General features: G+C 71.3%; 9 protein-coding genes. All 9 read left to right on the top strand.

What is annotated here, in order from left to right:
* The first annotated feature begins 113 nt into the window (after nt 1-113).
* The 9 genes from ACIQTP_RS37355 (at nt 114) to ACIQTP_RS37315 (ending at nt 12,550) form a co-directional block, all read left to right on the top strand.
* The gene (locus ACIQTP_RS37355) at nt 114-548 is read left to right on the top strand and encodes a hypothetical protein (protein ID WP_403408355.1); all 435 of its coding nucleotides are present in this window, start codon (nt 114-116) and stop codon (nt 546-548) included.
* A gap of 68 nt (nt 549-616) precedes the next feature.
* A complete protein-coding gene (locus ACIQTP_RS37350) occupies nt 617-1,489 on the top strand; it encodes a TatD family hydrolase (RefSeq protein WP_402041932.1) in 873 nt (290 codons plus the stop codon).
* A gap of 139 nt (nt 1,490-1,628) precedes the next feature.
* Nucleotides 1,629-3,047, top strand: a complete 1,419-nt coding sequence (locus ACIQTP_RS37345; RefSeq protein WP_403408353.1) for a ubiquitin-like domain-containing protein — start codon at nt 1,629-1,631, stop codon at nt 3,045-3,047.
* A 178-nt stretch (nt 3,048-3,225) separates the two neighbouring features.
* The gene (rsmA, locus tag ACIQTP_RS37340) at nt 3,226-4,146 is read left to right on the top strand and encodes a 16S rRNA (adenine(1518)-N(6)/adenine(1519)-N(6))-dimethyltransferase RsmA (protein ID WP_403408351.1); all 921 of its coding nucleotides are present in this window, start codon (nt 3,226-3,228) and stop codon (nt 4,144-4,146) included.
* Entirely contained in the window at nt 4,143-5,084 is a 942-nt protein-coding gene (locus tag ACIQTP_RS37335) for a 4-(cytidine 5'-diphospho)-2-C-methyl-D-erythritol kinase (RefSeq protein ID WP_403408349.1), read from the top strand. The genes rsmA and ACIQTP_RS37335 overlap by 4 nt, the downstream gene beginning before the upstream one ends.
* A 151-nt stretch (nt 5,085-5,235) precedes the next feature.
* Nucleotides 5,236-6,618, top strand: coding sequence for an acyltransferase (locus tag ACIQTP_RS37330; RefSeq protein ID WP_403408347.1), 1,383 nt, complete (start codon nt 5,236-5,238; stop codon nt 6,616-6,618).
* Nucleotides 6,619-6,722: 104 nt separating this feature from the next.
* Entirely contained in the window at nt 6,723-8,531 is a 1,809-nt protein-coding gene (locus tag ACIQTP_RS37325) for an ABC-F family ATP-binding cassette domain-containing protein (RefSeq protein ID WP_075027273.1), read from the top strand.
* Between the two features lie 238 nt (nt 8,532-8,769).
* Nucleotides 8,770-10,647 (top strand): PQQ-binding-like beta-propeller repeat protein, encoded by a 1,878-nt coding sequence (locus ACIQTP_RS37320; RefSeq protein ID WP_403408345.1) that lies wholly within the window; start codon nt 8,770-8,772, stop codon nt 10,645-10,647.
* Nucleotides 10,648-10,738: 91 nt separating this feature from the next.
* A complete protein-coding gene (locus ACIQTP_RS37315; RefSeq protein ID WP_403408343.1) occupies nt 10,739-12,550 on the top strand; it encodes a PQQ-binding-like beta-propeller repeat protein in 1,812 nt (603 codons plus the stop codon).
* The last annotated feature ends 188 nt before the right edge of the window (nt 12,551-12,738 follow it).

Here is a 12,738-nt window from a genome sequence, read left to right as displayed (position 1 = left end):
CGACAGGCCTGATGCGTTCCCGCCCGGAGAAGCGTCCACTGGTTGAAGGGACGTACCCGTCCCTCGCCCCCGCCGACCGGGGGCGCTTGTCCAGCGGAACAGCAGGAGCTGGCATGAGTGAGATCGCAGGGCAGACCGGCAATCGCAGCGCGGCGACCGCCGTGGTCAACGAGTCGTATTCCTTCGCATGCATGCGCTGCGGGCACGGCTGGGAGCAGTCGTTCGAGATAGAGCACCACCGCGACGCCGAGGGCGGCGAGTTCGTGACGTACGTGGCGGACGGCCGTGTCGTGCCGTCGCCGCTGAGCCGGCCCTCCTGCCAGAACTGCGACGGACACGTGCTGCGCATCATGCGCGCCGGACAGGTGTCCTCCGTGCAGAACTCCATGCACCAGCACGTGCACCGCCCGGTGTCGGCCCACCCCGGGCAGGCCCACGACGAGCAGGCCCACGACGAGGCCCTCGCCCAGCCGGCCGTGCCCAAGGAACCCCACCACTGGCACCTCTCCGACCTGCTGCACCCCTTCCACCACCGCAAGGCGGGCTGATCGCGGGAGCGCGGTGACCTCGCTCGGGTGAGGTCCGGTCCGGCGTGCCCCTTTCGTAGGATCGGGGCATGCCCTCCGACAAGACCGAAGCGCCACCGCTTCCCGAGCCGCTGCGCGTTCCCGTCGCCGACTCGCACACCCACCTCGACATGCAGTCCGGCACCGTCGACGAAGGACTCGCCAAGGCCGCCTCGGTCGGCGTGACCACGGTCGTCCAGGTCGGCTGCGACCTGAAGGGCTCCCGCTGGGCGGCCGAGACCGCCGCCGCGTACGAGGCCGTCCACGCCACCGTCGCGCTGCACCCCAACGAGGCGCCCCGTATCGTGCACGGCGACCCCGACGGCTGGTCCCGCCAGGGCGCACGGCAGCCCGGCGGCGACGGCGCCCTGGACGAGGCCCTCGCCGAGATCGACCGCCTCGCCGCCCTTCCCCAGGTCAAGGGCGTCGGCGAGACCGGGCTCGACTACTTCCGTACGGGCCCCGAAGGCAAGGCCGCCCAGGAACGCTCCTTCCGCGCCCACATAGAGATCGCCAAGCGGCACGGAAAAGCCCTGGTCATTCACGACCGCGACGCGCACGCCGACGTGCTGCGCGTCCTGAAGGAGGAGGGTGCGCCCGAGCGGACCGTCTTCCACTGCTACTCCGGCGACGCGGCGATGGCCGAAATCTGCGCCCAGGCCGGGTACTACATGTCCTTCGCTGGAAACATGACCTTCAAGAACGCCCAGCCACTGCGCGACGCGCTGGCCGTGGCCCCCCTTCAGCTCGTCCTCGTCGAGACCGACGCGCCCTTCCTGACCCCCGCCCCGTACCGCGGACGGCCTAACGCGCCTTATCTCATTCCGGTCACGGTGCGCGCCATGGCGGCCGTGCGCGGCATCGACGAGGACACGCTGGCGACGGCGCTCTCGGCGAACACCGCACGGGCCTTCGGTTACTGAGGGATAACGCTTCCGGCCATTCTCCGGGGTCACACCTCAGGGCAGTGTCGCGACACAGCGTAGCCGCGTTGCTTGGGAGAGTGACGACCGCTCCGCTAGGTTCTGGTCGCCCGATCCGGATCTCCTGGAGCGTGTCGTCGTGAGCAACTCGCCCAAGTCGCCCAACTCGCAGTACGAGACGTATGGCCTGACTGGAACGCCGTTCGAGGACCGAGAAGGCCACGAACAGCCGCCGTACGGTGCCGGAAGCCCGGACCGCGGCGGCTACGTGGACACCTACCGGCCCGCGTACGAGGCACTGGCGGCGTCACAGGCGCCGACCGAGCCGATACTGCCCCGGCAGACGCAGACGCAGACCCGGACACAGACGTTCGGGGAGCCGGCGGAGGATCCGGCGGGGGAGCCCCGGTCCGGCGGACGGGCCGCCGCCCGGCGCGCCGCCCGGCGCCGGCGCACCGCCGAGCGCCCCGACCCGCTGCGGCGGCTGCTGCCCCAGGCGCTGGTCGTCGCCTTCCTCGCCGGCGGCACCTCCGCCTTCGTCGCCAACGACAAGGCCATCGAGCTCAGCGTCGACGGGAAGGCGCGCACGCTGCACACCTTCGCCGACGACGTGACCGAACTCCTCGCCGAGGAAGGCGTGCGGGTCGGCGAGCACGACGTGGTCGCGCCCGCCCCCGGCACCGAGCTGACCAGCGGTGACGAGATCGCGGTCCGCTACGGGCGGCCCGTGCGGCTCACCCTCGACGGACAGCCGCACGAGGTGTGGACGACGGCGCACACGGTGGACGGGGCGCTCCAGCAGCTCGGGGTGCGCGCCGAGGGGGCGTACCTGTCGACCTCGCGCTCCCGGCGCATCGGCCGTGAGGGCCTCGCGCTCGACGTCCGCACCGAGCGGACGGTGACGATCATGGCGGACGGGCGGGCGCGGACGATCCGGACGAACGCGGCGACCGTCGGCGAGGCCGTCGAGGAGGCCGGGATCACCCTCCACGGCGAGGACACGACGTCCGTCCCGTCAGGGAGCTTCCCCCGGGACGGACAGACGGTCAGCGTCATGCGGATCACCGGTACCCAGGAGGTCCGCGAGGAGGCGATCCCCTTCCGGACGACACGGACGAACGACCCCTCGCTGTTCCGTGGCACCGAGGTCGTCGACCGGGCCGGGGAGCCCGGGACCCGACGGGTCACCTACCTGCTGCGGACCGTCAACGGGGTCGGGCAGAAGCCGCGGAGGGTCGGGGACGAGGTGGTCCGGGAGCCCCGGGGGCAGGTGGTGCGGGTCGGTACGAAGCCGCGGCCCGATTCCGCGCAGGGTGCGGACCATCTGAACTGGTCCGGGCTCGCGGCGTGCGAGTCCGGCGGTCGTCCCGGCGCCGTGGACCCCTCTGGCACCTACGGCGGCCTGTACCAGTTCGACACCCACACCTGGCACACGCTCGGGGGGTCCGGGCGGCCCCAGGACGCGCCGGCCGCGGAGCAGACCCGCCGGGCGAAGAAGCTGTACGTCCGCCGGGGCGCAAGCCCGTGGCCCCACTGCGGAGCCCACCTCCACGGCTGACCGGAATTCTGGCCGCGGGCCGGTGGGGGTTGCTCGCGCAGTTCCCCGCGCCCCTGTGGCGGGGCTGCGCCCCGTATCCCCCACCACTCGCTTCGTTCGGCCGCGGGCCGGTGGGGGCCGGGCGCGCAGTTCCCCGCGCCCCTTCGGGGCGCGGCCCGCACCCCCGTAGTCTTGGGGCGTGAACAGCCCCACCCCCGACGCCCTCCTGGGCCCCGCCGACGTCCGCGAGCTCGCGGGTGCCCTCGGTGTGCGGCCCACCAAGCAGCGCGGCCAGAACTTCGTGATCGACGCCAACACCGTGCGCCGCATCGTGCGCACCGCCGGTGTACGGGCCGACGACGTGGTCGTCGAGGTCGGCCCCGGCCTCGGCTCGCTGACCCTCGCGCTGCTGGAGGCGGCCGACCGGGTCGTCGCCGTGGAGATCGACGACGTACTCGCGGGGGCGCTCCCGGCGACCATCGCCGCCCGTATGCCGGCCCGCGCCGACCGCTTCGCACTCGTGCACTCCGACGCCATGCACGTGAACGAGCTCCCGGGCCCCGCCCCCACCGCCCTCGTCGCGAACCTCCCGTACAACGTCGCCGTCCCCGTGCTGCTGCACATGCTCAGCACCTTCCCGACCATCGAGCGCACGCTGGTGATGGTGCAGGCCGAGGTGGCCGACCGGCTCGCCGCCGACCCCGGCTCGAAGGTGTACGGCGTGCCGAGCGTCAAGGCCAACTGGTATGCCGACGTGAAGCGGGCCGGGTCCATCGGACGGAACGTCTTCTGGCCCGCGCCGAACGTCGACAGCGGCCTCGTGTCGCTCGTCAGGCGCGCCGAGCCCATCAGCACCACGGCCTCCAAGCGCGAGGTCTTCGCGGTCGTCGACGCCGCCTTCGCCCAGCGGCGCAAGACGCTGCGCGCCGCTCTCGCCGGGTGGGCCGGTTCCGCGGCCGCCGCCGAGGTCGCGCTCGTCGCCGCCGGGGTCTCCCCCCAGGCCCGGGGGGAGTCGCTGACGGTGGAGGAGTTCGCCCGTATCGCCGAGCACAAGGCAGCGAACACAGAGAACGCCGGGAACGCCGGGAACGCCGGGAACAAGGAGAGCGCTCAGCCGTGACGGAGTCGAAGACCGAGCCCAAGACGGGCACGGGCACGGGCACGGACGTCGTGACCGTTCGTGTCCCCGCCAAGGTCAACGTCCAGCTCGCCGTCGGCGCCGCCCGCCCCGACGGCTTCCACGACCTGGCCAACGTCTTCCTCGCCGTAGGGCTGTACGACGAGGTCACCGTGACGCCGGCGGACGAGCTGCGGATCACCTGCGAGGGCCCGGACGCCGACCAGGTCCCCCTCGACGCCACGAACCTGGCGGCCCGCGCGGCCCTCGAACTCGCCCGCCGGTACGGCATCGAACCGACCGTCCACCTCCACATCGCCAAGGACATTCCGGTCGCGGGCGGCATGGCGGGCGGCAGCGCCGACGGCGCCGGCGCGCTGCTCGCCTGCGACGCCCTGTGGGGGACGAACGCCTCCCGCGAGGAACTCCTCGACATCTGCGCCGAGTTGGGCAGTGACGTGCCGTTCAGCCTGGTGGGCGGGGCGGCGCTGGGCGTCGGGCGGGGCGAGCAGCTGCGGAGGCTTGACGTCGGCGGGACCTTCCACTGGGTCTTCGCGATCGCCGAGCGCGGGCTGTCGACCCCGGCGGTCTTCAGGGAGTTCGACCGGATGAACGAGGGTGTGCGGATCCCGGAGCCGGTCGCCTCGCAGGAGCTCCTCGTCGCGCTGGCCAAGGGGGACGCCGGGGCCCTCGCCCGCGCCGTCTCCAACGACCTCCAGCCCGCCGCCCTCTCCCTCTTCCCGGCCCTCGCCGACACGCTCGCCGCGGGGCAGGACGCCGGTGCGCTCGCGGCCCTGGTCTCCGGCTCCGGACCGACCACGGCGTTCCTCGCGGCGGACGCCGAGTCCGCGCGGGTGGTCGCCGACGCGCTGCGCGCCTCCGGCACCTGCCGGACGGTACGGGTCACCGACGGCCCCGCCCCCGGCGCGACGGTCGTCTGACCCGCACGGGCACCGGTATCCAGGCACCGGTATTCAGAGGCACGTAACGGGCACCGGCATTCAGGGGCACGTCAAGCGCGCGCGGTACTCAGAGGTGAATTGAGTACGGGCGCGCTGACGCCGTAGCGGCGGACGGCGCGACCGTACTCGTATGGCATCAAGCGCTCACACCCTCGCCGCGGCCACACCCGCCTCGCGCGACAAGTACGTCGATCTGCTGCGGGTCGCCTCGCTCGGCACGGTGGTGCTCGGGCACTGGCTGATGGCCGCCGTGTCGGTGCGCGGCGACGGACGGGCCGAGGTCGGGAACCTGCTCGCCGTGGAGCCCCGCCTCCAACTTCTCACCTGGGCCCTCCAGGTCATGCCCGTCTTCTTCTTCGTCGGCGGCTTCTCGCACGCGCTGTCGTACCGCTCGCTGCGACGCAAGGCCGGGGAGGCCGGGGAGACCGGGGAGACCGGAGGAGGGGCGCTCTACTCCGTGTTCCTGCGCGCCCGGTTGCAGCGGCTGCTGCGGCCGACCGTGGTGTTCATCGGCGTGTGGGGAGCGTTCGCGCTCGCTCTGCAACTCGCGGGCAGGGAGGGCGGGTTGCTGGACGTGTCGCTGCGACTCGTCGCCCAGCCGTTGTGGTTCATAGGGATCTACCTGGCGATGGTGGCCTTCACACCGCCGCTGCTGCGGCTGCACGAGAGGTACGGGTGGGGCGCGTTCGGCGGGCTCGTCGCCGCGGCCGGACTCGTGGACGTGCTGCGGTTCGGGTTCGGGGTGCCGTACGTCGAGTTCCTGAACTTCGCGTTCGTCTGGCTCGCCGTCCACCAGCTCGGATTCCTGCGCGCGGACGGGAAGCTGGGACGCCCCTACCTCCTCGCGGGCGCCGGGCTCGCCGGGGCGGTGCTGCTGGTGGCGTACGGGCCGTATCCGCTGTCCATGGTCGGGATGCCCGGCGAGAAGATCTCCAACATGGCGCCGCCCACCTTCGCGCTGCTGTGCCACGGGCTGTGGCTGGTCGGCGGGGTGGAGCTGCTCCGCGGGGCCGCGCAGCGGTGGCTGCGCCGGCCGCGGGTGTGGCGTGCGGTCGTCGCGGCCAACGGCGTGTCCATGACCGCCTTCCTGTGGCACCTCACCGCGATGCTCGGTGTGTACGGGGCGCTGCTGGCCCTCGGCGTACGGCTGCCGGAGCCCGCGACGGGCGTGTGGTGGGCCCAGGTGCCGGTGCGGGTGGTGGTGGCCGGTGTGGTGACGGCCCTGCTCGTCACCGTGTTCCGGAGGTTCGAACAGCCCTCCGCCATGGTCGTACGGCAGTCGGGGATGCCGTCCGCGGGTGCGCGGACGGCCGCCGCGCTCGGCGTGACCCTGTGCCTCTTCGGGGTGCTGGGGCTTTCGATGGTCGGGTTCGGCGGGTTGCTGGAAGGGCGCACTGCGGTGCTCGTCGCGGTCCGGGTGACTGCTCCGGTCGCCGTGGCGATGACGCTCGCGGGGTGGCTGCTGGTGGAGCGGGCGGGTCGGGCGGGCCTTGGGCGGACCCCGGTCGCATGAACATGCGGGGTTCGTTGTCGGCGATGGACCCACCCGTGTGGCTCGGGGGGTGAGGGAGCCGGACTACCCTTGAGGGTCGATCGTCCCCCTTGTTCAGGAGAGAAATGGCCGTCAACCTGGTCAATGTCGAGTCCGTCAGCAAGGTGTACGGCACCCGTGCCCTGCTCGACGGAGTCTCCCTCGGCGTCAGCGAGGGCGACCGGATCGGTGTGGTCGGGCGGAACGGCGACGGCAAGACCACCCTCATCCGCATGCTCGCCAAGCTGGAGGAGGCCGACACCGGCCGCGTCACGCACTCCGGCGGGCTGCATCTGGGGGTGCTGACCCAGCACGATTCCCTCGACCCCACCGCCACCGTCCGGCACGAGGTCATCCGGGACCTGGCCGACCACGAGTGGGCGGGCAACGCCAAGATCAGGGACGTCCTGACGGGACTGTTCGGCGGCCTTGACCTGCCGGGGTTCCCGCAGGGGCTCGACACGGTGATCGGCCCGCTCTCCGGCGGTGAGCGCCGCCGTATCGCGCTCGCCAAGCTGCTCATCGAGGAGCAGGACCTGATCATCCTCGACGAGCCCACCAACCACCTGGACGTGGAGGGCATCGCCTGGCTCGCCCAGCACCTGCGGGAGCGGCGGTCGGCGCTGGTGTGCGTGACCCACGACCGGTGGTTCCTCGACCAGGTCTGCACCCGTATGTGGGACGTGCAGAAGGGCGCGGTGTACGAGTACGAGGGCGGATACTCCGACTACGTCTTCGCGCGCGCGGAGCGTGAGCGCATCGCCGCCACCGAGGAGGTCAAGCGGCAGAACCTGGTGCGCAAGGAGCTGGCCTGGCTGCGGCGCGGCGCCCCCGCCCGTACCTCCAAGCCGCGCTTCCGCGTCGAGGCCGCCAACGAGCTGATCGCGGACGTGCCGCCGCCCCGCGACAAGAGCGAGCTGATGAAGTTCGCCAGCTCGCGGCTGGGCAAGACGGTCTTCGATCTTGAGGATGTGACGGTGCAGGCGGGCCCGAAGGTCCTGCTCAAGCACCTCACCTGGCAGCTCGGGCCCGGCGACCGGGTCGGGCTCGTGGGGGTGAACGGAGCCGGCAAGACCTCTCTTCTGCGAGCCATGGCCGAGGCCGCCCGCAGCGAGGGGGAGACGCAGCCCGTCGCCGGGCGGATCAGCACCGGCAAGACCGTCAAGCTCGCCTATCTGTCGCAGGAGGTCGCCGAGCTCGACCCGACCTGGCGGGTGCTGCAGGCCGTGCAGGCCGTCCGTGACCGGGTCGACCTGGGCACGGGGCGCGAGCTGACCGCGGGGCAGCTCTGCGAGACGTTCGGCTTCAACAAGGAGAAGCAGTGGACGCCCGTCGGGGACCTCAGCGGTGGTGAGCGGCGGCGGCTTCAGCTGCTGCGGCTGCTCATGGACGAGCCCAACGTCCTCTTCCTCGACGAGCCCACCAACGACCTCGACATCGAGACGCTCACCCAGCTGGAGGACCTGCTCGACGGCTGGCCCGGCTCGATGATCGTGATCTCCCACGACCGGTTCTTCATCGAGCGCACGACGGACAACGTGTTCGCGCTCCTCGGCGACAGCACCCTGCGGATGCTGCCGCGCGGGATCGACGAGTACCTGGAGCGGCGCAAGCGCATGGAGGAGGTCGCCGCGGCCGCCGTACTCGCCGCCGCGCCCGCGCCGTCCGCCAGGGCGGCCTCCGCCGCCGACGCCCGCGCCGCGAAGAAGGAGCTGCAGAAGATCGAGCGTCAGCTCGACAAGATCTCCGAGAAGGAGAGCAAGCTCCACACCCAAATCGCCGACAACGCGACGGACTTCGAGAAGGTCGCCAAACTCGACGCCGAACTGCGTCAGTTGACCGGTGAGCGCGAGGAACTGGAGCTGCGCTGGCTGGAGCTCGCCGAAGACGCGTAAGCCTCTGGCAGGCGGCGCGCGCGTCCCGTGAAGGGGGCGTGAAGGCGCATAACGAGGGCATCACGGGCCGGTCCTCCCTTGGGAACAGGGGGAGTACCGGCCCCTTGTTCGAGGTCCCCAGAGTGATAGAAAGGTCCGTCTGAGAACAGTCTGAGAACCACCGGTGTGGCGCGAAATCGGCTCCGCCGACCGCGCCGCCGGTAGGGCGCCACATCAGTGAACGAGGGGGAACGCGCTGATGAGTCAGCCGCCGAGTGAGCCGCCGCAGGGTGGCTTCGGAGCACCGCAGGACCAGCCACCGACGCCGTCGACGCCACCGGTTCCACCGGCTCCGCCGGCGCAGGGCGGGTTCGGCGCACCCCCCAACGCGCCCCAGGGCACGCCCCCTCCGCCCGCCGGTCCGCCGGCACCCGGTTACGGATATCCGCAGCAGCCCGGGCCCTACACCCAGCCCGGCCCGTACGCACAGCCGCCGCAGCAGCCGGCGGGCCCGTACGCTCAACCGCCGCAGCAGCCGGGGCCGTACGCCCAGCCCGGGCCGTACGGCCAGCAGCCCGGCTACGGTCAGCAGCCCGCATACGGTCAGCAGCCCGGCTACGGGTCCGGGTACGGCTATCCGGGCCAGGCGCAGTACCCCGGCGGCCCCGGCGGCCCGGGCACCCCTCCGCCGCCTCCCGGTGGTTCCAAGAACCCCTTCAAGGGCCGCCCGGCCGTGGTCGTCGGCGCCGCCGTGGCCGCGCTGCTCGTCGTCGGCGGGACCGTCTGGGCCGTCAGCGGCGGGGGCGGCGGCGACGGCAAGAAGCCGGTCGCCCAGGACAGCAAGGGCGGGAAGGCCTCCTCCTCCGCGGATCCGGTCAACCCCGGTGACGGCAGCGGCAACGGGGACGGGGACCAGGAGAACCTCAACGCGGGCCGCCAGGCCGGTGAGGCGAAGGTGCTCTGGTACAAGCAGGCACCCGACGCGCCCGGTTCCGGCGCCGACGCCCCCGGCCTGTGGATCACCGACAAGGCGGCGGTGAAGGCCGCGTACAAGCAGGTGTTCGCGTACAACGTCGGGGACGGCAAGCCCACTTGGGACCCGATCACGTTCCCGCAGCCGATCTGCGCGGTCACCCCGCAGAAGACGTCCGACGACAAGGTCGTCGTGGCGTACAAGAGCGGTGCAGGCGACAGCGCCAAGTGCAACCAGCTCCAGCAGATAGACCTGGCCACCGGTGCCAAGGGCTGGAGCGGCAAGGTCGCCGACGGAGCGCTCTTCGACAGCACGCTCACCGTCGACCTGTCGGTCACCGGCAAGACGTTGATGGTCGGCCGCTCGCAGTCCGGCACGGCGTACGACATCACCAGCGGCAAGAAGCTCTGGGACAAGACGAACTACGGCCAGGCCTGCTACCCGGCCGCGTTCGCGGGAGGCACCAAGCTGCTGTCCGTCGCCTCCTGCGGTGCCGCCACCGACACCGAGCACGACGAGGTGCAGGAGCTGGACCCGGCCACCGGCAAGGCCAGGTGGACCACGAAGATCCCCAAGGGCTGGACGGTCGAGCGCGCGTACTCCGTCGACCCCGTCGTCATCTACATGACCAACAAGGACGAGAAGAAGGTCAACGTCACCACGTTCAAGGACAACGGTGCCGTCCGTTCGCAGCTCAAGAGCAGCGACGCCTTCAGGCCCGAGTGCGGTTTCGCCATCCTCGACCGCGACCTGACGGGCTGTTTCGGCACCGCCGCCGACGCGAACACGCTCTATCTGCCGACCGAGGCGAAGAGCGGCGCCAACGAGATCGTCGCCTTCGACCTGTCGACCGGCAAGGAGAAGTGGCGCGTCAAGTCCCCGGCCGCCGAGTCGATGCTGCCGCTGAAGATGGACGGCACGCAGCTGATCGCGTACGTCGAGCCGTCGTACGACGCCGGTGGGCAGATCGTGTCGATCCCCACGACCGGAAGCGGCCACAAGCCCACCAAGCTGCTGCAGAACCCGCAGGGCACGGCGTCGGTCGAGAACGGCTTCTTCTCGAAGGCGGTCGACTACGTGGACGGGCGCTTCTACATCTCCACCACCCGGCTGACGGGCAACGACCAGTCGAAGGAGAAGTTGATGCTGGCCTACGGCAAGTGACGCACGCTCACGCCACCTTCGCCCCGTTCGCCACCTTCTTCGTCTCCGGCATCTCCGTCCCCACCGCATTCGCATCCGAGGTAGACACGTCATGAGCCAGCCGCCGCCCCCACCACCGCCGAACGAGCCCCCGCAGGGCGGCTTCGGCGCGCCCCAGGACCCGCCGCCGGGGGGCTTCGGAGCCCCTCAGGACCCGCCGCCGGGGGGCTTCGGTGCGCCGCAGGCTCCGCCGCCCGGGGGGTTCGGCGCCCCGCAGCCTCCGCAGGGCCCCGGCTACGGCTACCCGCAGGCGCCCCCGCAGGGGCCTCCGCCGGGACCCCCGGCCCAGCCGGGCTACGGCTACCCCGGCCAGCAGCCCGCCCAGCCCCCGGGAGCCCCGTACGGCTACGGCTATCCGCAGCAGCCGCCGACCTACCCGACGCAGCCCCAGGTTCCCCAGGGCGGGGGCGGCGGGCGGAAGCCGAACAGCCAGGTGGTCATCATCGTGGCGGCCGTCGCGGCCGTCGCGCTGATCATCGGTGGCGGGGTCTGGTACGCGAGCTCCGGCAAGGACGACAGCAAGAACAACTCCTCCGGTACGAGCGGCGGCACCGGAGGCAAGGGCGGCTCGGGCGGCGACAGGACCACCGGTTCCACCGGCAAGGAGAAGGTCCCCGCCAACACCAGATCCACGGTCCTCTTCCAGGTCCCCGCGCCCGCCGTGCCCGCCGAGACCAGCGTGTCCACCGTCGGTTCCTGGCTCACCGACAAGGTGTACGCCAAGAGCGGCGACGCCGAGATCAACGGCTACGACCCCGACTCGGGCGCCAAGGTCTGGACGATCAAGCTCCCCGGCCCGGTGTGCACGGCCAGCCGCCACACCACCGACTCCGGCCGGACCGCGATCGTCTACGAGCCCGCCATGCCGACCAAGGCGAAGCCTTCACACGGCTGCAGCGAGGTCTCCGCCCTCGACCTCGCCGCCGGCAAGCTGCTGTGGACGAAGTCGGTCAAGTCCGGTGACCAGAAGATCAGCCTCGACAACGTCACCACCAGCGCGAACACCGTCGCCGTGGGCAGCACCAACGGTGGCGCCGCGTTCGACATCTCCACCGGCAAGGCGCTGTGGGTCCCGAAGCCCACGGACAGCTGCTACGACGCCGGGTACGGCGGCGGCGACAAGCTGGTCGCGGTCCGCAAGTGCGGCGAGTACGGCAGTACGCGGCAGCTGCACATCCAGACCATCGACCCGACGTCCGGGAAGGTGATCTCGGAGTACAAGATGTCGCCCGGCATCGAGTACGCGAGCGTCGTGTCGACCAACCCGCTGGTGGTGGCCGCCGACGTCGGCGACTCCGCCGGTGACGGCAGCGGCATCTCGGACTTCTTCTCCATCGACAACAAGACCGGCCAGTTGCGCACCAGGATCTCCGCGCCGGGCAAGACGTACGCGGCCAAGTGCGACGGCATCACCAGGATCGAGAGCTGCGCGAAACTGGTGGTCGGCAACGACAAGCTCTACATTCCGACCGAGCAGCACGACGGCGGCCAGTCCGGCCAGATCAACGAGATCGTCGCCTTCGACCTGGGCACCGGCAAGCAGACCGGCCAGCGCGCGGACGCGGGCGACGGCTACGACATCTCCCCGCTGCGCATGGACGGCGGCAACCTCCTCGCGTACAAGCGCCCGCCCTACGACAAGGGCGGTCAGATCGTGAGCATCGACGGCACCTCCTTCAAGGAGACCAAGCTCCTGGAGAACCCGGCGACCGGGTCGGTCCACGACGCGGAGACGAGCATGCTCCCGGACTACGCCGAGATCCTTTACAGCAAGGGTCACCTCTATATGTCCGCGATCTACGCCCACAAGCCGTACAGCGCCTCCGAAAAGGAGTACCTGGCGATCGCGTTCGGCGCGCAGTAGGTCAACTTCTTTTGACCACGGCCCCGTCCCAGCTCAGGGACGGGGCCGTTCGCTTACCCCTCATCACTCCCGAATGCGAGGAATTTCGATATTCCGGGGCACTTCTCACCAGTAGGGGAAGCGCAACGTCGAACAAGCGTGTAGCTTCCGGGGGATGGAGAGCCGGGGGGCTCCTAATCCACGGGGAA

It is taken from the genome of Streptomyces sp. NPDC090798, assembly GCF_044768965.1.
GTDB lineage: Bacteria > Actinomycetota > Actinomycetes > Streptomycetales > Streptomycetaceae > Streptomyces.
This window is presented reverse-complemented; position numbering and strand designations above follow the sequence as displayed.